The organism is Vagococcus luciliae, from assembly GCF_024637875.1.
Taxonomy (GTDB): Bacteria; Bacillota; Bacilli; order Lactobacillales; family Vagococcaceae; genus Vagococcus; species Vagococcus luciliae.
The window spans coordinates 64376-87767 of the sequence record NZ_CP102451.1 but is presented as its reverse complement, the minus strand read 5'-3'; the positions used below and the strand labels follow the sequence as shown (position 1 = coordinate 87767).

Here is a 23392-nt window from a genome sequence, read left to right as displayed (position 1 = left end):
CCCATAGTGGAACAGTGGAATGATGGTAAAAGTGAGTAAAGGACAGTTATGGAGAGTAATAGACATGTTTAATTTTGATAAAAACTGGAATCTCCAACCAATAAAAGGAGATACCGGGAAAGCTTATAAAGGTATGAAAGAAAATGAGAGAGTCTTTATTAAGCGTAATTCTACTCCTTTTTTAGCCGCATTATCTCGTGAAGGTTTAACGCCAAAATTACTTTGGACTAAAAGAACAAGTAATGGGGACATATTAACTGCACAAGAATGGTTAGAAGGACGACAGTTAGAGATAGAAGAACTCTCTAAGAGTGAAGATGTTGCACATATGTTGCGTTATCTTCATCAATCAGAGTCATTAAAATCAATGCTTAAAAGAATGGATGGTGCAGAAAAATCAGTCTTTGATTTTTTGAAAGATTATATAACTGATTTACCTAAAGAATTGAAAAACGACGATTATTTAATGCGTGTTTTTCGTTATTTAGAAAATCACTTACCATCTTATGCATCAGTTGGATTTGTTGCGTGTCATGGAGATGCTATTCATAATAATTGGATGTTAGCATCAAATGGAGAATTATATTTGGTTGATTGGGATTATTCTGTTTTATCTGATCCAGCTTATGATTTGGGGACGATATTAGGACAATATGTTTCTAGAGAGGATTGGCCTAATTGGTTAGAAATGTATGGTATACAAGTTGATGATGAATTGTTAGAGCGTATTAATTGGTATGCAGGCATGAACTTGTTGCAGCAAATTAAAAGAAGTTATTACCGAGAAGAATACAAACAAATGTCAAATTACGTTTCATTATTAAAAAAATTATATGATGTATAAGTAGCTCTTTGACTTAAAAGTCAAGGGGCTATTTTATAGAGAAAGGAATCCGTTATGCGATTAAGAAACAAACCAGGTGCAATGGAGACAATTAAAGACAATCCACAATATATTTTAACAGATGGCAGCTTGTGGAAAGGCAAATGGCAAGAACGTTTTGCAAAAGAACAACCCATTCATATAGAAGTGGGGAGTGGAAAAGGGCAATTTATTGTCGAAATGGCAAAAGCTCATCCTAATATTAACTATGTGAGTATTGAACTTCAAACAAATGCCATGATTTCAGTATTAGAAAAACAATTAGTTGAGCAGTTACCTAATTTGCAATTATTATTAGTCAATGGAGCAGATTTAACTGACTTCTTTGCAGAAGGTGAAGTTTCTCAAATTTATTTGAATTTCTCTGATCCTTGGCCAAAGAAAAAGCATGCTAAAAGACGACTAACCTATAAAACATTTTTAAAAACCTATGAAACTATCTCAAAATCAGGTGCACAACTTCACTTTAAAACGGATAATCAAGGTTTATTTGAATATTCATTAGCTAGTTTGTCTCAATATGGTATGGTTTTAAATCAAGTGTGGCTTGACTTACATGGTAGCGATTATGAAGGCAATATTATGACAGAATATGAAGAAAAGTTTTCTGCTAAGGGGCAACCGATTTATCGATTAGAAGCAACCTTTAAAGAGAAATAGTAAAAACATCTTTGCGGATAAAAAAACGCAAAGATGTTTTTATTTTTCTCTGATGAGAAAAGATAGTTGGGTAATAATAGATGAGGTGAGTTGTTCTTTTGGTGTTTGGCAATCATGAAATAACCAATTTTTAATGACGCCTGTCACAGCAAATGCATAAAAATCAGCCATTTCTTCAGGTTTGATTTGTTTTATCGTTTCTTTTTTTTGATGGGTGATTAGGTATAAAATAAATTGTTGTAGTTGAGTCGATAGCTGAGCATCAAAAACATAGGATTCTAGTAGCGTCTTTTGGTAAAACAATTTATTTTTTTCGAAATAATCAACCAATCGTTTAATAATCACTGTCCAGTGATCATAGTTGATAAAATGTTCCACAATTTCAGTGAGTTCTTGTTGATAAATCCAAATAATCAGATCTTCTTTGTCTGTAAAATGATCGTAAAAGGTTTGTCTACGATATTCAGCATGAGACATAATATCTTTGATGGATATTTTTTGATAGGGAGTTGTCTTTAATAAATCTTTTAACGAATAGGCGATGACTTTTTTTGTGATTAAAGAACCAGTTGACGCCATGAGAGACCTCCTTAAATTTACGTTGTCTTAAGAATACCAATCAATAAAGGAAAAGACAAACATCAATTATTTTTTGAAAGCGGACACATTTGTGAAACTGTCCATTACAAAGAAAGCCTTTTCTTTATATAATACAGACATAGATAAGAAAACGGAGGAAGCGACGATGAAAAAAATAATGAATCAAACAGACGACATATTAAATGAAATGCTTGAAGGACTCTCTTACGCTTATAGTGATTTAGTGACACGTATTCCTGAAACAAATGTGATTGTTAAGAAAAATATTTCAGGTAGTAAAGTAGGGGTTGTTAGTGGTGGAGGAAGTGGTCATGAACCTGCTCATGCTGGATTTGTAGGGACAGGAATGTTAAGTGCCGCTGTTTGTGGAGAGATTTTCACTTCGCCAACTCCTGATCAAGTACTAGAAGGAATCAAAGCTGCTGATGATGGTGCTGGAGTATTGTTAGTCATTAAAAATTACTCTGGTGACGTGATGAACTTTGAAATGGCAAAAGATTTAGCTGAGATGGAAGGCATTGAAGTTGAAACAGTATTAGTTGATGATGACATTGCGGTAGAAGATAGTACCTATACAGCTGGTCGACGTGGAGTCGCTGGAACCATTTTAGTTCATAAAATTTTAGGTCATGCCGCTGAATCAGGTAAAAGTTTAGCTGAAATCAAAGAAATTGGCGACAAACTAGTTAAAGAAATTAAAACATTAGGTGTAGCATTAACTGGTGCAACAGTTCCTGCTGTAGGAAAACCTGGATTTGTTTTAGCTGAAGATGAAATTGAATTTGGTGTTGGTATTCACGGCGAACCTGGATATCGTAAAGAAAAATTACAATCATCAAGAAAATTAGCTGAAGAGTTAGTTGGGAAACTTAAAGATGAATTTAATTGGAAGTCTGGGGATAAATATGGTGTTTTAGTGAATGGATTAGGTGGTACACCATTAATGGAGCAATTTGTTTTTATGAATGATGTAAAGGCTTTACTTGAAGAAGATGGTTTAGTAGTTGACTTCAAAAAAGTTGGCGATGTGATGACATCAATCGATATGGAAGGTTTGTCATTAACTATGATTCATCTAGATACACCAGAATGGACAGAAGCTTTAAATGCACCTGTTACAACAATTGCATGGTAAAAGGAGAGACATATATGGAAACAAAACAAGTGATAAATTGGTTACAATTATTTACAGATAAAGTTGGCGAAAATAAAGCATATTTAAGTGATTTAGATACACCAATTGGTGATGGAGATCATGGTGCAAACATGGCACGTGGGACAAGCGAAATGATGAAATCTATCGAAGAAAAAAATCCTCAAACACCAACAGAAGTGTTTAAATTAGCAGCCATGACATTAATTAGTAAAGTTGGTGGAGCATCTGGTCCGTTATATGGTTCAGCTTTTATGGGAATGACAAAAGCTTCAATGCAATCGGATGATTTAGTGTCAATTTTAGAAGGCGGTATGAGTGAGATTCAAAAACGTGGAAAAAGTGAGCCAGGAGAAAAAACAATGCTTGATACTTGGTCACGTGTCATTGAATCCCTCAAAGACGGTTCTTTAACAGAAGAAAAAGTGAAAGAAATTTCTGAAGAAACAAAAGAGATGAAAGCAACAAAAGGACGTGCCTCTTATTTAGGTGAACGTTCAATTGGACACATTGATCCAGGTGCTATGTCAAGTAGTTATCTATTTGAAACTATGATAGAAGCAGGAGTGAAGTAAATGAGTTTAGGAATTGTATTAGTCTCACATGTATCAGAAATTACAACAGGTATTACACGTTTAATCAGAGAAGTAGCGAAAGACGTTTCAATCACAACAGCTGGCGGTTTGGAAGACAATGGTATTGGAACAAGTTTTGAAACGATTATGTCAGCGTTTGAAGCAAATGAAGCAGACACTATTCTAGCCTTTTATGATCTAGGAAGTGCCAAAATGAATTTAGAATTAGCAATGGACATGACAGATAAAAATGTCATTTTATATGATACAGCATTAGTGGAAAGTAGTTATACAGCGGCCGCGTTAATACAAGCTGGTGCTGATTTAAAAACCATTGAAGAACAATTAAGCGAATTAAAGGTAAAATAACTAGGGGGAAAAATCATGAGAAAAGCATTTATTAGTCCATCAAAATATGTACAAGGCGAAGATGAATTACTGAACTTAGGTTATTATGTTAAAACATTTGGAAAAACAGCTCTTTTAATCGCACATCAAGACGACATTAATCGTGTGCAAGAAAAATTAGACAAAACAGCAGAAAAATTTGGTATTACGTTTATTCCAAGTCATTTCAACGGTGAATGTTCACGTGGAGAAGTAGCGAGATTACAGGCGTTTGCTAAAGAAAACGAAGCAGACTGCGTGATTGGTCTAGGCGGTGGAAAAGCCATTGATACCTCAAAATGTGTGGCTGAAGGAGATAACTTAATTATAGTGCCAACTATTGCTGCAACCGACGCTCCAACAAGTCATTCAGCTGTTTTATACACTGAAGATGGTGAGTTTGATGATTATGCTTACTTTAAACAAAGTCCAAGTGTGGTAATGGTTGATACAACTATTATTGCAAACGCACCTACAAGATTTTTAGTATCAGGTATGGGAGATGCGTTATCTACATTATTTGAAGCTCGTGCAACAGCGAATTCATTTTCAAATGTTAATGCCGGCTTACCAAATGGTTATGTGACAAAAGAAACAGCACCTGCTAAAAATACGATTGCAGCTTACACATTAGCTAAAGTGTGTTACGAAACATTACTTGAAAATGGCTATAGTGCCAAAATAGCATGTGATAACAATGTGGTAACTCCAGCGTTAGAAAACATTGTTGAGACAAATATTTTATTATCTGGTTTAGGGTTTGAAAGTAGCGGTTTAGCTGCTGTTCACGCGATCCATGACGGACTAACAGCATTAGAAGGAACTCATTCATACTTCCATGGTGAAAAAGTTGCCTTTAGTGTGATTTGTCAATTAGTCTTAGAAAATGCTTCACAAAAAGAATTACATGAAGTACTTGATTTTAGTTTATCAATTGGCTTACCAGTTTGTTTAGAAGACATTGGGGTAGAGAGTATTACATTCGAGGAAGCAATGGAAGTGGCTAAAAAGGCTTGTATTCCCGAAGAATCAATTCATTCTATGCCTTTCCCTATTGTTGAGGAAGAAGTTGCGGCTGCTATTATTGCAGCAGATAAAATTGGTCGTGACTACAAGGCAAAACACAAATAACAATAAAATGATTGAAACAGTCAGAATACGCTATATTCTGACTGTTTATTTTATATACTTGTGATAGACTAGGGAATGAAAAAAGAAAAAGGAGGATGTTATGACACGAATTATTAATAAACCCAAAGATACTGTTTCACAAGTTTTAAATGGTGTGGCATACATTCAACAAGATATCTTACAAAGAGTTCCTAAGACGGGTATATTATTACGTACAGATAAACCCTCAAATAAAGTGTCGGTAATTAGTGGTGGTGGAAGTGGACACGAGCCAGCTCATTTTGGCTATATTGGAGAAAATATGTTAGATGCTTCAGTGAGTGGTCCTTTATTTATTCCACCAACAGCTGAAGAAGTATTTGAAGCTATTCAAAAAACAGATCAAGGGTTAGGCGTTTTGCTGATTATTAAAAACTTTGAAGCTGATGTAACCAATTTTTTGAAAGCAAAAGAGATGGCAGTGAAAGCAGGTCATAAAGTAGGTCATGTTATTGTTAACGATGATTGCTCTGTTGAAACAGGTAGTTTCGAAAAAAGACGACGTGGTGTCGCAGGGACTGTGTTTGTTCATAAAATTCTTGGAGCAGCGGCAAGTGAAGGGAAAAGTGTTGTCGAGTTAGTTAAGTTAGGAGAAACAGTTATTCAATCGATGAATAGCTTAGGTGTTGCCGTATCCAGTGGAACAAGTTTAACAGGAGATAAATTCAATTTTGATTTGGAAAAGGATATGATTTCTTTTGGAATCGGAATTCACGGAGAAGAGGGGTATCGAAGTGAACCATTCTATTCATCAGAACATTTAGCTAACGAATTAATCAACAAGTTACTTGTTCAGTATGAAGATTATACAAATAAACAATTCGCTATATTAATTAACGGATTAGGTACGACAACGATTATGGAGCAATATGTCTTCTCAAATGATGTGAGACGATTACTTGATTTGGAAGATGTCGAGATTGTATTTGCCAAGACAGGTAATTATATGACATCAACAGATATGGCCGGTATATCTTTAACTTTTTTAGAAATAGTTGATGATAAATGGTTAGATTATTTAAAAATGACCACAAATGCTTTTGCTTGGTAAAAAAATTAATTTATTTTAAAAAAAGGTTGTATTTAAATGAAACTCATGATATATTAATAAGCGTAGTATATTTGATTCGTTTTAGGAAAATTAACATTCTGTTTACATTTCTCCTATTAAGCGTCACATTTATTGCAACAAAATATGCGTACATGATTACGCGATAATAAGGAGGAAACATAACATGGCAAACGGAACTGTAAAATGGTTTAACGCTGAAAAAGGTTTTGGTTTTATCACTCAAGAAGGTGGAGAAGATGTATTTGCACATTTCTCAGCTATCCAAGGTGAAGGATTCAAAACTTTAGAAGAAGGTCAAGAAGTGACTTTTGATGTTGAAGAAGGTCAACGTGGACTTCAAGCAACTAACATCGTTAAAGCTTAATTCTAACTTTAAAAGATAAAACCACTTAAGTTTACCTTGAGTGGTTTTTTTATTTTCTTTTGTTTCAAGCGGTTCATCAAGTATTAAACCAAGTGCCAAACCGACGCTAACAATTTGATCCAAGTTAACTATTAGACCACGTATTTTATCAGGTGAAAAGTACAACTGTTCAAAGTGACACGTAGAAAGATTGAGTGAATCAAGAGATGTATTCAACCAGGTTGTATTTTCCAGAGTGTAATCATTTAGTTCAAGTTGTTTCCAATCAGTATCAGAAAATTCAGATGATAGTAGATCACAAGAAAAAAATGTGTCAGGCATATTTTAGAAAAATTAAATGATATATAGGGCATAGTACAGTTGATAAATTGGCAATGGTTAAGGTAGGAATCTGCAAAATTGATACCAGTTAGATGACAATTTTTAAATATAACACGATGGAAGGAGCTGTTGATCCATTCGGTATTTGAAAAGTCGCAAGCGTCAAAAATAGTATCACTAATTTCAATTGATTCCCTTGATTGATTGGAAAAAGTTGAACTAATCCAATGATTTTTATCGATAACTAAACGATTTATTAGCTTTTTGGGTTTGTAGTGATAATAGGGGTCATCTGCTTATTTTCTAACAAGTTTCCTGATAAAGAATTCGGAAGACTATCCAATAGTTTTAGTTGATTTAAACTTATCACCGGTTCTTTTATTTTCATATGGCACATTCTTTCTAATAGATATCATACATTATTTTTAGTGAAAGTATAGAATGCTAAGTTAATAAATGATAAAAAAGTTGTTGACTTTTTTATTTGATTCTTATACAATTAAGAAGTTGAGAAATTAAAGCAGAAGCACCCGCTTCTCGCCTTAACAATAAAAAATTGTTGGGCTAGATAACGTTTAGTTTTGATATGATATCAAATACTATTTTGGTGCGGGGTCTTTATTTGTAAAGAGCTCGTTTTTTTCTGTGTTTTTCTCTAAAAAATTCGGAGGTGAATGACCATAGCAAAAGATAATATGGTGAATGACGGCATTCGTGCAAGAGAACTACGTTTAATTGCAGTAGACGGAGAACAGCTAGGTGTTAAATCTAAAGTAGAAGCTTTAAGAATTGCTCAAGAAGCAAATCTTGATCTTGTTTTAGTATCACCAAACGCTAAACCACCAGTTGCAAAAATCATGGATTATGGAAAATTCCGTTTTGAGCAACAGAAAAAGGAACGCGAAGCCCGTAAAAAACAAAAAGTCATTAATGTAAAAGAGGTTCGTTTGAGCCCAACAATCGATGTCAATGATTTTAATACCAAATTGCGTAATGCGCGTAAATTCCTTGAAAAAGGTGATAAAGTGAAAGCTTCTATCCGATTTAAAGGTCGTGCGATTACCCATAAAGAAATTGGTCAGAACGTCTTAAATCGCTTAGCAGAAGAAACAAATGATATCTCAGTTGTTGAGCAAAAAGCGAAAATGGATGGTAGAAGTATGTTTATCATGCTTGCACCAAAAACAGATAAGTAGGTAAGAATCTGAGGAGGAAAATAACATGCCAAAAATGAAAACACACCGTGGATTAGCAAAACGTGTAAAACGTACTGGTGGTGGAGGTCTTAAAAGACATCGCGCATTTACTAGTCACCGTTTCCATGGAAAAACTAAAAAACAACGTCGTCAATTACGTCGTCCAGCAATGGTATCAAAAGGCGATTACAAACGTATTCGTCAACAATTGACTCGCATGAAATAATTTTTAGTTCCTGATAATAGCTAAAAAATATATATTGAAATAACGAACAACTCAAGGAGGAATTATCATGGCACGTGTAAAAGGTGGAACAGTAACTCGCCAACGTCGTAAAAAAGTGCTTAAGTTAGCTAAAGGCTACTATGGCTCAAAACATACATTATATAAAACAGCAAAAGAACAAGTGATGACTTCTTATACATACGCATTTAGAGATCGTCGTCAAACAAAACGTAACTTCCGTAAATTATGGATTGCTCGTATTAACGCAGCAGCTCGTATGAATGGTTTAAGTTATTCTAAATTTATGCATGGTTTAAAATTAGCAAACATTGATATGAACCGTAAAATGTTAGCTGATATCGCTATTCATGATGCAGAAGCATTTACAACATTAGCGGACCAAGCAAAAGCTGCTTTAGCTAAATAATTAAATAATCGTTGATATACCAACGTTTTAACCCACTCAATCGAGTGGGTATTTTTTTTGACCAAGACTTTGACCCAGATTATTTTTATCAGTCATAAAATCAGCAAATAGATTTGCGGTGTCTTTTTCAATTTCTTCTGATAAGTGTGTATAAACTGAATACGTTGTGGATAGGCTGGAATGCCCTAGCCTTGATTGTACTTGCTTCATGTCAGCCTTAGCCATAAATAAAAGCGAAGCATGTGTATGTCTTAGTTGATGGACGGTTATCCTTTTGAACGTAGGAAACTTCCTATAAAAAGTATCTAACCAGTTTCTAGGTGCTCCAGGGTCTAACAATGTGTTGGTATCGGACTTACTAAAAACTAATTGGTCCACTGAAGGTATAAACTGCAATAATGATAATTCCTTAGCTTGAAATTTCTTCCATTGTTTTAAAACTTCAATCGTATTATCATCTAAGCCTATTGTTCTGATACTTGTTTTAGTTTTTGGTGTCTGCACTAATAGACTGCCATTTTTTCCCACAGCTAAAGTCTTGTTAATAGTTAAAGTTTTATTGCTTAAATCAATATCACGCCACTGAATAGCAAGAGCTTCGCCTTTTCTCATTCCAGTATGAGAAAGTAAAAAGAAAAATGCGAATCTTTTATAATCCCAATTTTGTTTGAGTTGTTCTAAAAAGAAAACTAATTCTTCTTTAGATAAAAAATTTGCTTTTTTTTCTTCCACTTCAATAGTCGGGATAATAATATTATCCATAGGATTATCTTTTAATTCACCAATAGAAACCGCATATTTAAAAATCATCCCAGCATAATTAATCAACCTTTTATATCTTTTTGGACTACTATCGGACCAATCATTTGCATACTGTTGACACATTTGGACAGTGATTTTATTTACTTTTAAATGACCTAATATAGGTATTATATGAGTATCAAAAATTGTTTTAGTGTTCCAGAATGTACTTTCTTTAACTCGTTTTTTATAAATAAGATTAAACCAATCATCGCATAGTTCTGAATATGTTCTGATTGGTTTATTTTGTTTTAATCCATTTTCCGCAATTTCAACTTCTAACCGTGACAAAGCTAATTTTGCTTCTTTAACGCTTTTGAAACCTCTACGAGTGGTTTCTCTTTGTTTTCCAGTAATTGGATCAATGCCAAGATATTTTTTAAACATATAAGCAGTTGTTCCATCTTTTTTTGTATATTTTTTTATTTGTGTTGCCATATTTAACTCTCCCTTATCTTATGCGGGCACATGCGGGAGGGGAGTTAGTCAGTTTTAATTTCTGTTTCTACATATACTTTTTTTTGCTCAGATAAATTTTTATAATGTGGAGTACCAAACTCTTGTATATGTTTAGCAATTGAAAAATCTACTGTGATTTTTGAGTCTTTCTCATCGACTAATAAGGGAACTATCAAAAAATTTGTAATGTCAAAATACAAGGTTGATGAAATAGTTAAACTATCAGCGAAAAAAGATTTAAGATTTGTTAGTATACTTTCAATAAATAATTTAAAGATATCTTCAATATCAAATATTGTTAACTTAGAAAGATAATTATTTAATAACTCATAAAACGCACTGTAAACTTCAGTTTGATTATTGTTAAGCTTTTCTTCAAATTCTTCAAAATTATTTTTGTACTCATGCGGTGTAGATAGTACTGGAAGAAAAGAAATGCTATCAATAATTTTATGTGATTCGTCCTCACTAGACGTAACTATTATGTGGAATACAAAAGACTCTATCAATTTATTATCCTCAAAAATCTCTAAATACATTTGCGGGAGTAATGTTTCTTTATCTTTAGTTCCAATCATAGTTTTAACATTAAAGAGACTGTTTGGATATATCAATCTAAATATATATTTTAGATTGTTAGTGGTTAGAGTCATTAATTTATCTAATGGTATTTTGAAATAGTCTGTTAGTTGTTCCAAAGTTGATAACTGTATATTTTTAGCAGAATTATTTGCGATAGCAGTAATAGTTTTTCTGGAAACATTTTTATCTTTAGGATATTTTTCGTTTAAAATATTTGTTAAAGAGTTAATTGTTAAATCGTGTTCTTTCAGTAATTTATCTAAATGAAAAACAATCATGTTTCAACCTCCATTTTTTTATATCAATAGTGTACTACAAAAAAACATTAATTTGAACCTTTTTTTATCAACTTCAAAAAAATAGTAAAAAAAAGTAGCAAAAAGACTTGCAATGATTCTTTTAATTGTGTATATTAAGGTCAACAACTTAAATGTTGTTAAAAAAATGGACAAAAAGAGGTGGGACAAATGCAAGTATTTTTATCAGAAGAACAAACAAACGCTTTAAGAAGTTACATTTACGAAATAACTAAAGAAAGTATTGAGGAAGCAAAACGTAATGCTGGACTAGATCAAGATATTTTGAAACAAAAACATTGTGCAGACGCATTTAACGTAAGTGTAAACACTTTTAAAAGTTGGATTGCTCAAGGGGCACCAGAAATAAGATTAGATTCTGGAATGGCTCTATATAGTAAATCGGCAATAACACAGTGGCTTTTAGAACACCAAAAATAAAAACATGTTGGGCACATGTGGGAGGAACAAATAATGATTGAACTAAATAGTTTAAAAGAAAAATTAACAGATTTATATGAATTATCAGAAGCAACGAATTTTAAAGTGGACGGTAAGCCAGCAAAGATTGATGATGTACAAGAACTATATAAAGAGAAGATTATTGATTTATTAGATTCAATTGGGTTAGAGGACATCTATTTGAATTGAAAGGAGGTGAGTATATGTATCGAGTAAGAAGATTTGGTTTATTACTAACAATTTTTATTATCGGTTTATTGATGGGAAAGTATGGACCAACAGTTATAAATATGTTACTTAGTACGGTGTTTATCTTAACGTGGTTAATGGCATTTGATGAATCAAGTTATAAGAGAATACAAAAAAAGCACGCTAAAGACGGCAATCTTTAAGCGAGCATGGGATAAATAGATTTAGTAAGCTTATTTATCCCTATTATAAAGTATTTTCACTTTACAATCAATTGAAAATAAAGGGGATTTTAACATGAACGAGAAAAAAATAACAATTAACGGTAATAAGGTAACGTTTGATTATTTATTTAAGAAAGCAGATGAATTAATAGGCGTAAAAAATACACTTGATTCTAGTCGAGATTTAATTGATTTGTTAAATAGTGTTTTTTCTAATGGTGATGATTTTAGTTTTAAATATTTCATTCAAACTGGAGGGCTTACAAGGCTAGAACTACTACTTGAGGACGTATCTAAGCGATTAGAAACTATATCTAATGGTATTTGTCCGGATGAACAAGTGGAGGTAGTAAGTAATGAAAAATAATTTTGACTTAAATATAACCAATGCGAATGACATAGATCATTCATTGTCTGCCTTACAAACGTTTTTAGACTATAAGTTAAATAAAGACATGACGACGGATGATATCAATCAAATTTTTAGCCTTGTAAATGCTATAAAGTTATTAACTAAAAAACATGCCGAAGAAATGGAAAGTACACAGTTTGAAGATTAAGAAGGTGATTGAGTGGTAAATAATTACGATAGAGCTATCGAATTACAAAAACAAGGATATTCCATTTACCCACTTAGTCCAGGTACTAAGATACCGCTTCAAGGTTCTAATGGATGGAATGACGCAACAAACGATTTAGACCAAATTTCTAATTGGTGGGAAGAAGATTCATCAAGGAATGTGGGACTAATGTTAAAAGACCATCATTTTATCGTGATTGATTTAGATCGTCATGATAAAGGAATGGATGGAGTTGAAAATTGTAAGAAACTTTGGAGTAAATACGATATGTTCCCACCGACTTATGTCGAAGCCACCCCAGGGAATGGTATTCACTTCTTTTTTAAATTGCCTGATGGTGTGGAAATTAGTCAAGAAACAGGAGCATTTAAAGAATTATTTGGGGTAGATGAAGCAGGCAACGGACGAAGTGGGATAGATGTTATTACTTATGGTATTCCTATTGCTCCATCAATTATGACTAATGGAACAAAGTATATTTCTTTAGATGGTAAGACTTTAAATGATACTGCAATGGCTCCAGGTTGGTTAATTGACTTGTTACAGGGTGGAAAGCCTATAAAAGTAGAAAATTATCGACCAGTATCTAAAACAAATACAGCTATGAAATTAGATTTGATTACAAGTGGAGCAGGCGAAGGAGGACGGAACGATCACTTAACTTCTTTATGTGGTTGGTTACTATGGCACGGTGTCGATAATGAAACATTGGTTGAGTTGATTTATACGGCCAATGCTTATAATAGTCCTCCACTTGATGATAAGGAAGTGAATAAAATAATTAAAAGTATGATTAAAAAGGATGTTAGGGGGAAAGTACATGGCTCATAAAAATAAATTACATGAAGCGTTGGACTTCCCGGAATCGGAAAAACGTTCTGAAAAAATCATTGAGTTAAAAGCCTGGATGTCTGAACTACGTTATAACAAAGACGATAATATAAAACAATCAAGTATTGTCAATGCGGAGTTAATTATATCTAACGATAGTAATCTAAAAGGAACTATTGGATATAACGAGTTTAGCGGACATATTCATTTATTGAAAAATTCTCCCTGGATAAATCGAGAAGCAGGACAATGGGAAGATAGTTTTGAATCCGCCTTACAGTCTTATATAGAAAAACACTACAATGTTGTTTTTGATGGTACAAAGCTCCACAATGCCGTTGTAAACGTGGCTAGACGTAATGTATTCAATCCAGTTAAGCAACGTATAGAAAAGCAAGAATGGGATAATACATCTAGGGTTGAAACGTTTTTTATAGATTTATTAGGGGTAGATGATAACTTATATACTCGTGAAGTCACAAAACGTTGGATAGTCGGGTCAGTTGCTAGGATATATAAGCCAGGTATTAAGTTTGAGTTAGTTCCTATCTTGTCGGGGAAACAAGGTATAGGGAAATCAACGGCACCTAGTCTATTATATACGGATGATTATTTTAGTGACACGCTAGAATCATTAGGGGAAAACAAAGACGACTATTTACAACTAAGAAATAATGTCATTTTGGAATTGGGTGAACTTGCTTCATTAGGTAAAACAAAAATCACAAAAGCTAAAAACTTTATTAGTGGACGGTATGATGATATTCGCTTACCGTATGAAAGAAATACAGTAAAGTGGGCTAGACATTGTGTGTTTATCGGAACCACTAATGATGGTGAGTATCTGAAAGATTTAACAGGGGAAAGACGTTTCTACCCACTTCCATGTAGGAATAAGCCAAAGCTCAATGTTTTTAAAATGGCAGATGATTATTTCTTACAAGTGTTGGCAGAAGCTAAAGTATTGTTTGAACAAGGGCAACGAATCTATTTTGACAAAGGTCATGATGAAGATATCGAGATTTTAGAAATAGCTACTAAGTACCAGGAAGAAGCTAAGGTTGAAGATCCAGTACGTGACTTGATTATTAAGTATCTAGATATGGAAGTCCCAGCAGATTGGGATGAAGCTAGAACCTGGAATAAAAGACAATATTATAAGAACTATCCTAAGGGTATTGATGATGATATACTCAAACACTTTGCAATGAGAGATAGACTTATATATTTAGAAAGTGTATTGACTGCGGACATATTAGAAGTTGTTTTTGAAAAGGATAGTGAAGATATGTTGAAAATTGGTTCGGGTTCAGAAGCTAAAAAGATTTCTTTAATCATTGAGAACATAGATGGTTGGGAAAAGAAACAACTAACTAATAGAAATAGAAGACGTGGTTTCTATAATAAAAATCATGCAAATAAAAATATTAATAAGTAACACGTAGTAACAGGTGGTAACACGTACGTGTGATTGCTGAATCCATTGAGCCACAAGGGTTGCAGAGTTTTAGTAACACGTCACACGTACTTTTACCTAAAAGTATTGACAGTTTATAGACTAGACATACATAGGTAAGTTTGCAGACATGACGTGTTAACGTGTTACTCAACAATGATAAACCCTTATATACCAGTGCTTTGGATAGGTAACACGTACGTGTGATTATCGTGTGAATGACGTGTGAATTACTAATTTAGGAGTGGGCAACTATGACAAAAATAAAAATGTTCTTTGGGCAAATTAAAGAAGTTGAAAATAGAATTAATGTGTTTTTGGAACAAGGCTATGAGTTGATAGATATCAAACAATCATTGGACCAGGAACCCGAAGCACTACATACATATGGATTGTGGACACTGATTTATAAAGACACTAAAAGTAATTAAAGGGGTGGCTATATGTTTAAACTAATGTATATACCTAAGCAGTATAGAGGGTTTGATTATGGGACTATGATAGAACAACAGGCAAATTGTTTACAGGTCCTACAAGACAGGGTGCAGGATAAATTACAAGAAATTGATAAGGTTATGTTACAAGCTCAATCAGTTCATAAAAAGAATTGTGAGATACAATCTAATCTGTTAAAGACATTAGGAAACTTAAATAAATGCAGTAAAGAAGAATTAAAAGAATTACAGTTACTAACTGAAAACTATATGAAGTTAGCAATTAATAAAGGAGAGTAAACAATGATAAAAGAATTAAGATATTTCAATGGTGATGTTAAAGAAACGATAATAGTCGGCAAGAACAAGGTGCAGGCAATCCAACAAGTAAATGATAATAAGTATGTCATAGCCTTAGAGGACGGACATAAGATAAACGTGGTTAGTCCCTTTATAGAATATGTTGAAGATAATAATATAAAACCATCAACAGAGTTTTAATATCATGAAACCAAAGAAACAATGTAATCATGCTTCTTGTACTAAGTTAGTTGATTATGATATTAGGTATTGTGAGAAACATGAGAAAGTTCATTCAACTAATCAATACAAAGATAGAATGTTAAAAGATGAAAAGTATATAAAGTTTTACCAATCAAGACAATGGAGAAAAGCTTCATTACTTTATAGATATAAAAATCCAATTTGTGAGAAATGTGAACGAAGTGGAAAGATAGTAAAAGCTGATGTTGTGGATCATATCATAGAAATTAAAGACGATTTTAGTAAACGACTAGACGAATCGAACTTTCAAAGCCTATGTCATGCCTGCCATAACACAAAGACCAATGAAGTGAGGCTATATCGTGCCAATAACCCATCAAATCATGGGGGTTGATATATCAACGTTTGTGACATCGAGCCATTCTCACTTTGCAAAAAAAGGCCTTTTGTAGAGTTATATAGAGCCAAAATGAACAAATGCTAACCGTTTACGTTTGTAGACGATTATGTTATAATGAAAGTAGGAGAACTATGACAGAAAAAATGATAATACCCACTAACAACGGGAATAAAAAGCTGGTTGAGTTGCCTAATTATGGTGAAGTTATCGTCACAGTGAGAAATGGTAAAGTAACCAATATTAGAACAATCAACGATAATAAAATATGTTAAAGACACCTAAACGGTAAAGCCGAGGATGTAGCTATTAGTCAATTATGACTATTAGTTATGTCCTCTTTTTTATTGTTGGAAAGGAGAACGCTATGACGAAACCAGTTAAATTGTTTGAAGGGACTAAAGCACACTTATCAAACGAAGAAAAAGCACAGCGTGAGGACGCTAAGAAAGAATTATTTGAACATGAAGAATTAGTTAGTACGCCCCCCGATTGGTTGCCACCTTCTGCAAAAAGTGAGTTTCTTCGGATAGTACCAGTTATGAAAAAAGATTTGCCTTTATCTGAAACTGATTTTGGCTTATTAATTTCTTATTGTTTAGCATTTTCAAGAATTAAGACAGCTGAAGGTGAGATACGTAAATTCGGCACGTTTATCACGAACGAAAACACAGGACAAAAACAGCCTAATCCAGCGGTTAAAGTACAGTCACAAGCTATGAAAGACTTAAAGGCTTCTTCTAGTGCCTTAGGTATGACATTAGAATCTAGGGCAAAACTTGCTTTAAACAAAGCGAAGAATGAAAAGCCGAGTGATCCATTTGAGGTTTTATTGAATGGTTAATTACGCTTTAGAGTATGCCAATAAAGTTTTGAATGGTGAGATTGTGGCTGGTAAAAAAATTAAGTTGGCAGTGGAGCGTTTTGTTAAAGATTTAGAACGAAGTAAGTCGGATGATTTTCCTTATTACTTTGATGTCGAGCGTGCTAATCGTTCTTTGAAATTTGTTGAACTGTTACCAGGAACGGACGGCAATCCAATAAAAATGCTGTCGTTTCAACAATGGATAATATCCGAGTTAGACGGATGGCGAGAAAAGAAAACAGGGAATAGGCGATTTAATCGAGCGTTTATTTCAATGAGTAGAAAAAATGGTAAAACCTATTTAGTTAGTAGTATGGCTTCTAACTCCTTGTTAATGGAAACGGAGCCAGCACAAGGCAGACAAGTCCTATTTGTTTCTAATGCCTTAAAACAAGCTAAGTTAGGTTATAACATGATGTCTAATGGCTTAAAAAGTGTTGCCAAGAAATCTAAGTATATGCGACAACGATTAAAAATATTAAATGCTCAAATTACTGATTTAGAAAGTGATTCATTTGCAATGGCGTTGGCTTCTGAAACAAGTACATTAGATGGTTTTGGAGCTACTACGGCGATTCTTGATGAGTGGCATGAAGCAAAAACTAGAAAAGTTTATAACGTTCTTAAAAGTGGTATGAGTAATCAAAAGAATGGACTTCTTGCCGTTGTATCTACGGCAGGGTTAGATATGAATGTTCCAATGTATGACGAATATAAATTCTTGTCGGATGTATTAGAAGGCAAGGAAGAAGCCGATAGATATTTTATCGCTATATGGGAACTTGATGATAAAGAAGAAATACACGACCAAGATATGTGGATTAAAGCCAATCCAATATTTGAAAGTGAAGAAATCAAGTCAACAATGCTTCCAGCTATACAAGATGATGTTGAGTTGGGGATTAAACAACATAATCTCAATGCGGTACTCGTAAAGAACTTCAATATGTGGCAACAAGCAAGCGAGGATAGTTATATCGCTGGGGAAGATTGGGATATTGCAAAAGTTGAGCCAGTAGATATAACAGGTAAACAGGTTTATATCGGAGTCGATTTATCTAAAACAGATGATTTAACTAGTATATCGTGGATTGTACCACTAGATGATGGCAGATTATATTGTGATTCTCATTCATTTGTGGCTACAAAATACGGTTTGCAAGATAAGGAAAATCGGGACGGATTGCCATATCGTGAACTTGAAAAGGTTGGCGAATGTTCTATCACTCAATTAGAGAGTGGGATTGTTGATTACGACCAAGTCTTTGAGTTTATAAAGGATTTGATTGAGATGAATGACTTAGAGTGTTTGGGCATATGTTATGACCCTTACAATGCTAATAGCCTTATATCTAAGGCAGAAAAAGCCAACTATCCAATGATAGAAGTAAGACAAGGTATTTTAACTTTAAACGTCCCTACGCGGTCATTTAGAGAACAATTATATGATAAAAAGATTATTCATCCTAAAAATACAATATTAACTCATGCAGTAAACAATGCGATTATCAAAGAAGATAATAACGGCATTCAAATTAATAAATCTAAGAACTCAAATAAAATTGATCCAATAGTTGCATTGATAAACGCACACGTATTCGCAATGAATCATTTTGAAACAGTGGAAGGGAAGAAGGCAGATAATGAATTTTACACGTCTGAAAGTTTTGCTTTTTAATCAATTACATACCTATCTATTTATATTAGGTTGTTTACTCATTGTTGTAGCAGTCGGCTTATTAGCTGGTACGGAATGGGGATTGATTGCAACAGGCATTGTCTTAATTATTATGTCTGTATTGATAGACAAAGAAACATGAAAGGAGGTAAAGCATGGCACTATTTAAACCAAGAACAGCCGTTAAAACAAGCGGAGAACCATTTTTAGATGCGGTGGTTAGTATGACATCAAGTGATAATACGACTTACACCAGTGTGAAAGCATTAAAAAATAGTGATGTATTTACCGCTGTAAAGATAATTGCAAGCGATATTGCTTCAAGTCCAATAGAAGTGGTTAAAAATAAGATGATTGTTGAAGGACACGAACTTGATTATCTTATCAATATAAAGCCAAATGAAGAATTGGACGGATGGCATTTTAAATTTTCTTTAGCGGTAAATATGTTACTGAATGGCAATAGCTACGCTGAAATCATTCGAGAAAATGACGAAGTTGTTCAATTAAATCTTATTGCTAATTCAAATGTGACATTAACACAACATGAAAATGGCACATTAACTTATGAAGTGACTAATGATGATGGTAAGACAAAAAGAAAACTATCATCAAAAGATATTCTTCACTTCAAATACTTCTCACAAGATGGCTTAGTAGGCATTTCACCTTTGAATAGTTTAAAAGATGAATTAGACATCCAACGAGCAGGAAACAAAACACTGTTTAATTTCTTCAATCGTGGAGTAAATGGCAGTGGCATTTTAAAAGTGAATAAATCAGATTTGGATGTATCGGCTAAAAATGCGATAAGAGAAAAATTTGAAGAAGCGAACGGTTCCAGCAGTGGGGACAATGCTTTAAGAACAATTATCTTAGACGAAACAATGGACTATAAAACACTAGAAATTAACACAGAAGTATTACGACTAGTTAATTCTAATGATTGGAATACAAAGCAGATTGCGAAAACATTCGGCATACCTTCAGATAGATTAGGGGTAGAAAATCAACATTCAAGCACCGTTCAATCTAATCTGATGTATATCCAAAGTTCACTAGGACATTATCTTATGGCTTTTAGTTCTGAATTAAGAGATAAGTTAATTGTCGATAAAAAAGAATCTTTGCGATTTAATACGGATCGCTTACTCGAAACCGACCCAGCTAATTTATTAGAGAATACAATAAAAGCCGTTCAAGGCTCACTACTCACAATAAATGAAGCTAGAAAACGTTTAGGACTTCCCGAACAGGAAGGCGGTGACCGATTACTCGCAAGTTTAAATTATACCTATCTTGATAATTTAGAAAAATACCAAATGAGAAAGGATGAACGGTATGGAAGAAAACAAGGAGAAACGATTGACGAATGAAGCCAATCTTAAATCAACTGAAAATAAAGTTGATGAAACAACGGAACAAAAAACCATTTCTGGTTATGCGTTAAAGTTTGGGAAAGAAAGTAAAGACTTAGGTGGCTTTATTGAGGTAATCACTCCCGAAGCCTTAAAAGAGGTTGATTTATCGGACGTGTATTTATTACAGAATCATGATTATAGCAAGCCACTAGCTAGTACGAAAGCTGGGACGCTTAAATTAACGATTGATGAAGTGGGCTTAAAATTTGAAGCCACTCTCAATGATACAAGCTATGCCAAAGATGTCTTTGAAAATGTGCAAAAAGGACTAGTAGACAGTATGAGTTTTGGTTTCACAATGGGACTTGATTCATTTGATAAAAAAGAAAGTGGTGAAGTAGTTCGTTCTATTGAAGCCATTAAGAATTTAAATGAAATATCTGTTGTGACCGTTCCAGCGTACAATGACACAAATGTTCAAGTAGATAAGCGTTCCTATGAAGCGTTTATGGATAATCATCAAGCAACTAAAACAAACGAGAGCTTAGAATCAACTTCTAAGGCACAAAAGGAGACTAAAAACATGAAAACATTAATTGATAACGAACAAACAGAAACAAGAAACTTTGAAAACTTTATCCGTTCATATGGTGAAGAACGTGACGGACTAACAACACAGAATACAAGCGTGGTTATTCCTAAAGATGTGATTGGGGAAGTGTTCCAATTAAAACGTGCGAATCAATCATTAATTGATTTGGTTACAGTAAAAGAAGTATCAAACGGTCAAGGAAAATACCCGATTGCGACAAACCCACAAACAGCCATTTTAGCCACTAAAGAAGAACTAGCCGAGATTGAAGATATTGAAGCAGAAATGTTTAAACAGGTTGAATACAATGTAAAAACTCGTGCTGGAAAGATTGCTTTATCAAATGAAGTGATTGAAGATAGTGCAGTGAATATTGTAGCAGAAGTGAAATCACAGTTGGCTCAATTAGTCGTTAACACTGACAATCAAAACATTATTAAATTACTTAAAACATTCAAAAAGGTCCCTGCGACAACGTTAGATGATTTGAAGAAAGTCTTTAATGTGGAGTTAGATCCAGCGTTAACTAAAACAGTGGTAACGAATCAAACAGGCTTTAATCATTTAGATACAATGAAAGATAGTCAAGGTCGCTATATCTTACAACCTGATGTAACAGCTCCTAGTGGTTATTCGTTGTTTGGAGCTCCTTTACAAGTGCTTAGTGATAAACTACTAACAAACACAGGAAAAGCCTTCCCATTGATTATGGGTGATTTAAAACAAGCGGTATTTGTGGCAAGACGTAACCAGGTCACAACACAGTGGGAAAAATTTGATTTTTACTCACAAGGTTTAGCTGTGATTACACGTTCAGATTATCAAAAGATTGATGAAGAAGCGGTTAGATACGTGGAGTTTACACCAGCAGAAGCATAATCTAAAGGAGGGGAGTTTTCCCTTCCTTATTTTTATAAGGAGGATAGTTTATGGTAACAAAAGAAGATATAAAAAACAGTCTTAGAATAGACCACTCAATAGATGACGATATGCTTCAAAGTCTAATTGAAACAGCAAGTGATTATATTATCCATGCGATTGATAGCAATGCCAAAGAAGGTATTATTGAGGACTACAAGCAATTTAATTGGGCGGTTAGTCTATTAACTCAACATTGGTATTTAAACCGACAAGAAGCCAGTAGTGAGCGTATACCAGTAACGGTACAGGCTATGATACAACAAATGCGAGGTGCTTATTATGCCACTCATTGATAATGTAACCCAGCTTAATGAACGGATTAAAATAAGTAAAAATGACAGCTATCAAAGTGAAGATGGCGATTTAGTTGAAGGATTAGTTGAAGTTGGTGAGTGCTGGGCATACGTTAAAACAAGAATGTTACGTGATGTTGTGACATCAATCGACAATACAAGTCAAGATATCATCAATTTTGTGATTCGTTATGATCAAGAATTTGAAGTAGATAAAACAATGGAAGTAACATGGCGAGGGAACAATTATCCAATCATAAAAGTGAACGTGGATAGTGGTATGAAAGAGTTTAACGTCCTTGTTTGTCGTTCTGTTAATTGACTACAAATGTAGACGATGGTATAATTAAGGTAACAAGTTAGGGATTAGCTACCCTTAATTTGTGAGATAAATTTATCAACAAGTCTTACGGATGTGAAAATTGTAGGCATGATTGCAACGTGCTGGACTAACTGAAGTAAGCTGGGTGTAAACGATGGAATACTATTTTTTAGTCGTCTTTTGTAATTCTTTTAATAAACTTGTTTTTTTCTAATGACACACTCTTAACGGGGTGTGTTTTTTTTGGTGAGGTTTAGGCAAGGTAAAAAACATTGGTTAAATTTCTAAACGTTACGAAATATAAACCGACGTCGGTTTTTTCAAAATCGTTCAACGTCGAACGATTTAAGAAGCATATAAAATTATGAGAGTTGCTAGAGAACTACCAAATGTTTCAACGTAGAAACATTTAGTAACAGAAGTACAACGATTTATGAAAGTTGCTAAAGAACTACCAAATGTTGACAATTGGCATCATTTGAGTAATCGAGCTATTTATTTAATGGCAACATTACCTAACGAAGAAATTCCGATTAAGAAGGTACGCAAAATTAAGGATATTCTTTTTTATTTCTTTATAATTTTAACAGGTCCGGCTTTAGTGATATCTCCGTAATCCATATTTTTCCAAACAGATTTATGATATCTTTTTTTACGCCATTCTTCATTTTCAAGTAGTTTGTTTCTATTAGGGTGAAATCTAGAATTTTTAGGTTTAGATTTTCTATTAGTCGCTCGTTTTATTTGTTGATAATGCTCTCTGTTTAACTGTCTATCCCACATTTCTTTTGTTTGTATCCTTACTAAGTATTTAGGTGTATTTACAGATTGCAAGAAACGTTTATATGAATTTGTATCAACCCATATATGTCCTTCTGGTGCAGTTTCATAATCCATTGAGTTCAACTCCATTTTAAATTTATGTTAGTAATTATGAATTGTCTTTAGAGAATAATCAAGTAGGTTTAGATAAGGTGTATTTAAACTTTATATAATCAAATTTAAACGCCTTAAATGAAGATTTGCATCGTTAGTGCTATAATAATATTGTGCCCGCATAAATTGGATTACTTTTTTGACCCAGATATTTTAGGGTATAAATTTTAGTCT

General features: G+C 33.6%; 34 protein-coding genes and 1 other annotated feature. Of the genes, 29 read left to right on the top strand and 5 right to left on the bottom strand.

All coding sequences use genetic code 11. The features are described from left to right. The first annotated feature begins 64 nt into the window (after nt 1-64). Both G314FT_RS00510 and trmB read left to right on the top strand, forming a co-directional pair. Nucleotides 65-844, top strand: coding sequence for a phosphotransferase family protein (locus G314FT_RS00510; RefSeq protein WP_257701609.1), 780 nt, complete (start codon nt 65-67; stop codon nt 842-844). Nucleotides 845-898: 54 nt separating this feature from the next. After that, nucleotides 899-1543 carry a tRNA (guanosine(46)-N7)-methyltransferase TrmB gene (trmB, locus tag G314FT_RS00505; protein WP_257701608.1) on the top strand — a complete coding sequence of 215 codons (645 nt, stop codon included), beginning with the start codon at nt 899-901 and terminating at the stop codon, nt 1541-1543. Between the two features lie 39 nt (nt 1544-1582). On the opposite strand, the gene dhaS is transcribed toward trmB, so the two are convergent. Then, the gene (gene dhaS / locus G314FT_RS00500; protein ID WP_257701607.1) at nt 1583-2122 is read right to left on the bottom strand and encodes a dihydroxyacetone kinase transcriptional activator DhaS; all 540 of its coding nucleotides are present in this window, start codon (nt 2120-2122) and stop codon (nt 1583-1585) included. Between the two features lie 166 nt (nt 2123-2288). Here dhaS and dhaK point away from each other — a divergent pair, with 166 nt between their 5' ends. The 6 genes from dhaK to G314FT_RS00470 all read left to right on the top strand — a co-directional run bounded on the left by dhaK (nt 2289) and on the right by G314FT_RS00470 (nt 6864). Further along, nucleotides 2289-3278 (top strand): dihydroxyacetone kinase subunit DhaK, encoded by a 990-nt coding sequence (dhaK, locus tag G314FT_RS00495; protein WP_257701606.1) that lies wholly within the window; start codon nt 2289-2291, stop codon nt 3276-3278. A 14-nt stretch (nt 3279-3292) separates the two neighbouring features. Continuing rightward, nucleotides 3293-3871, top strand: coding sequence for a dihydroxyacetone kinase subunit DhaL (gene dhaL / locus G314FT_RS00490; RefSeq protein ID WP_257701605.1), 579 nt, complete (start codon nt 3293-3295; stop codon nt 3869-3871). After that, complete coding sequence (gene dhaM, locus G314FT_RS00485) at nt 3872-4240, top strand: dihydroxyacetone kinase phosphoryl donor subunit DhaM (protein WP_257701604.1); 369 nt, start codon at nt 3872-3874, stop codon at nt 4238-4240. A gap of 15 nt (nt 4241-4255) precedes the next feature. Continuing rightward, nucleotides 4256-5389, top strand: coding sequence for a glycerol dehydrogenase (locus tag G314FT_RS00480; RefSeq protein ID WP_257701603.1), 1134 nt, complete (start codon nt 4256-4258; stop codon nt 5387-5389). Between the two features lie 100 nt (nt 5390-5489). Next, the gene (dhaQ, locus tag G314FT_RS00475) at nt 5490-6479 is read left to right on the top strand and encodes a DhaKLM operon coactivator DhaQ (protein WP_257701602.1); all 990 of its coding nucleotides are present in this window, start codon (nt 5490-5492) and stop codon (nt 6477-6479) included. Nucleotides 6480-6663: 184 nt separating this feature from the next. Continuing rightward, nucleotides 6664-6864 (top strand): cold-shock protein, encoded by a 201-nt coding sequence (locus tag G314FT_RS00470; protein WP_125957125.1) that lies wholly within the window; start codon nt 6664-6666, stop codon nt 6862-6864. A 245-nt stretch (nt 6865-7109) separates the two neighbouring features. Here the strand turns inward: G314FT_RS00470 and G314FT_RS10525 are convergent, their stop codons facing one another. Beyond that, a complete protein-coding gene (locus G314FT_RS10525) occupies nt 7110-7355 on the bottom strand; it encodes a pentapeptide repeat-containing protein (RefSeq protein WP_423837536.1) in 246 nt (81 codons plus the stop codon). 342 nt (nt 7356-7697) lie between these two features. Beyond that, nucleotides 7698-7834, top strand: a sequence feature (ribosomal protein L20 leader region). Between the two features lie 25 nt (nt 7835-7859). On the opposite strand from G314FT_RS10525, the gene infC reads away from it, so the two are divergent. From infC to rplT, 3 genes are all read left to right on the top strand, one after another. Further along, entirely contained in the window at nt 7860-8381 is a 522-nt protein-coding gene (gene infC / locus G314FT_RS00465) for a translation initiation factor IF-3 (RefSeq protein ID WP_257701601.1), read from the top strand. Between the two features lie 25 nt (nt 8382-8406). After that, entirely contained in the window at nt 8407-8607 is a 201-nt protein-coding gene (gene rpmI, locus G314FT_RS00460; protein WP_071456384.1) for a 50S ribosomal protein L35, read from the top strand. Between the two features lie 67 nt (nt 8608-8674). Continuing rightward, complete coding sequence (rplT, locus tag G314FT_RS00455) at nt 8675-9034, top strand: 50S ribosomal protein L20 (protein ID WP_071456385.1); 360 nt, start codon at nt 8675-8677, stop codon at nt 9032-9034. A gap of 36 nt (nt 9035-9070) precedes the next feature. Here the strand turns inward: rplT and G314FT_RS00450 are convergent, their stop codons facing one another. Next, nucleotides 9071-10273, bottom strand: a complete 1203-nt coding sequence (locus tag G314FT_RS00450; protein ID WP_257701600.1) for a site-specific integrase — start codon at nt 10271-10273, stop codon at nt 9071-9073. A gap of 44 nt (nt 10274-10317) precedes the next feature. Continuing rightward, nucleotides 10318-11154 (bottom strand): helix-turn-helix domain-containing protein, encoded by an 837-nt coding sequence (locus G314FT_RS00445; RefSeq protein ID WP_257701599.1) that lies wholly within the window; start codon nt 11152-11154, stop codon nt 10318-10320. Between the two features lie 189 nt (nt 11155-11343). Between G314FT_RS00445 and G314FT_RS00440 the strand changes: the two genes are divergently transcribed. From G314FT_RS00440 to G314FT_RS00355, 18 genes are all read left to right on the top strand, one after another. Continuing rightward, nucleotides 11344-11613, top strand: coding sequence for a DNA-binding protein (locus G314FT_RS00440; RefSeq protein ID WP_257702580.1), 270 nt, complete (start codon nt 11344-11346; stop codon nt 11611-11613). Nucleotides 11614-11646: 33 nt separating this feature from the next. Further along, nucleotides 11647-11823 (top strand): hypothetical protein, encoded by a 177-nt coding sequence (locus tag G314FT_RS00435; protein ID WP_257701598.1) that lies wholly within the window; start codon nt 11647-11649, stop codon nt 11821-11823. Nucleotides 11824-11837: 14 nt separating this feature from the next. Beyond that, nucleotides 11838-12026: a hypothetical protein gene (locus tag G314FT_RS00430; RefSeq protein WP_257701597.1), complete on the top strand. Its 189-nt coding sequence runs from the start codon at nt 11838-11840 to the stop codon at nt 12024-12026. 94 nt (nt 12027-12120) lie between these two features. Further along, a complete protein-coding gene (locus G314FT_RS00425) occupies nt 12121-12414 on the top strand; it encodes a hypothetical protein (protein ID WP_257701596.1) in 294 nt (97 codons plus the stop codon). Then, entirely contained in the window at nt 12404-12607 is a 204-nt protein-coding gene (locus G314FT_RS00420; protein ID WP_257701595.1) for a hypothetical protein, read from the top strand. Before G314FT_RS00425 ends, G314FT_RS00420 begins: the two co-directional genes overlap by 11 nt. Before the next feature lie 12 nt (nt 12608-12619). After that, nucleotides 12620-13459 (top strand): bifunctional DNA primase/polymerase, encoded by an 840-nt coding sequence (locus tag G314FT_RS00415; protein ID WP_257701594.1) that lies wholly within the window; start codon nt 12620-12622, stop codon nt 13457-13459. Next, nucleotides 13449-14897 (top strand): virulence-associated E family protein, encoded by a 1449-nt coding sequence (locus G314FT_RS00410; protein ID WP_257701593.1) that lies wholly within the window; start codon nt 13449-13451, stop codon nt 14895-14897. The genes G314FT_RS00415 and G314FT_RS00410 overlap by 11 nt, the downstream gene beginning before the upstream one ends. A gap of 272 nt (nt 14898-15169) precedes the next feature. Continuing rightward, on the top strand, nt 15170-15346 hold the full coding sequence (locus tag G314FT_RS00405; RefSeq protein ID WP_257701592.1) for a hypothetical protein: 177 nt from the start codon (nt 15170-15172) through the stop codon (nt 15344-15346). A gap of 12 nt (nt 15347-15358) precedes the next feature. Then, entirely contained in the window at nt 15359-15649 is a 291-nt protein-coding gene (locus G314FT_RS00400; protein WP_257701591.1) for a hypothetical protein, read from the top strand. Between the two features lie 3 nt (nt 15650-15652). Then, a complete protein-coding gene (locus G314FT_RS00395) occupies nt 15653-15850 on the top strand; it encodes a hypothetical protein (RefSeq protein ID WP_257701590.1) in 198 nt (65 codons plus the stop codon). 4 nt (nt 15851-15854) lie between these two features. Then, nucleotides 15855-16247 carry an HNH endonuclease signature motif containing protein gene (locus G314FT_RS00390; RefSeq protein WP_257701589.1) on the top strand — a complete coding sequence of 131 codons (393 nt, stop codon included), beginning with the start codon at nt 15855-15857 and terminating at the stop codon, nt 16245-16247. 370 nt (nt 16248-16617) lie between these two features. Then, nucleotides 16618-17094: a phage terminase small subunit P27 family gene (locus tag G314FT_RS00385; RefSeq protein ID WP_257701588.1), complete on the top strand. Its 477-nt coding sequence runs from the start codon at nt 16618-16620 to the stop codon at nt 17092-17094. Continuing rightward, the gene (locus G314FT_RS00380) at nt 17087-18793 is read left to right on the top strand and encodes a terminase large subunit (RefSeq protein ID WP_257701587.1); all 1707 of its coding nucleotides are present in this window, start codon (nt 17087-17089) and stop codon (nt 18791-18793) included. Before G314FT_RS00385 ends, G314FT_RS00380 begins: the two co-directional genes overlap by 8 nt. After that, the gene (locus tag G314FT_RS00375; RefSeq protein WP_257701586.1) at nt 18759-18935 is read left to right on the top strand and encodes a hypothetical protein; all 177 of its coding nucleotides are present in this window, start codon (nt 18759-18761) and stop codon (nt 18933-18935) included. Before G314FT_RS00380 ends, G314FT_RS00375 begins: the two co-directional genes overlap by 35 nt. A gap of 13 nt (nt 18936-18948) precedes the next feature. Next, on the top strand, nt 18949-20169 hold the full coding sequence (locus G314FT_RS00370; RefSeq protein ID WP_257701585.1) for a phage portal protein: 1221 nt from the start codon (nt 18949-18951) through the stop codon (nt 20167-20169). Beyond that, nucleotides 20135-21625: a phage major capsid protein gene (locus tag G314FT_RS00365; RefSeq protein ID WP_423837515.1), complete on the top strand. Its 1491-nt coding sequence runs from the start codon at nt 20135-20137 to the stop codon at nt 21623-21625. Before G314FT_RS00370 ends, G314FT_RS00365 begins: the two co-directional genes overlap by 35 nt. 50 nt (nt 21626-21675) lie before the next feature. Next, a complete protein-coding gene (locus tag G314FT_RS00360; RefSeq protein ID WP_257701583.1) occupies nt 21676-21960 on the top strand; it encodes a head-tail connector protein in 285 nt (94 codons plus the stop codon). Further along, entirely contained in the window at nt 21947-22282 is a 336-nt protein-coding gene (locus G314FT_RS00355) for a phage head closure protein (RefSeq protein ID WP_257701582.1), read from the top strand. The genes G314FT_RS00360 and G314FT_RS00355 overlap by 14 nt, the downstream gene beginning before the upstream one ends. Nucleotides 22283-22849: 567 nt before the next feature. On the opposite strand, the gene G314FT_RS00350 is transcribed toward G314FT_RS00355, so the two are convergent. Further along, on the bottom strand, nt 22850-23179 hold the full coding sequence (locus G314FT_RS00350) for a hypothetical protein (RefSeq protein ID WP_257701581.1): 330 nt from the start codon (nt 23177-23179) through the stop codon (nt 22850-22852). Nucleotides 23180-23392: the final 213 nt, after the last annotated feature.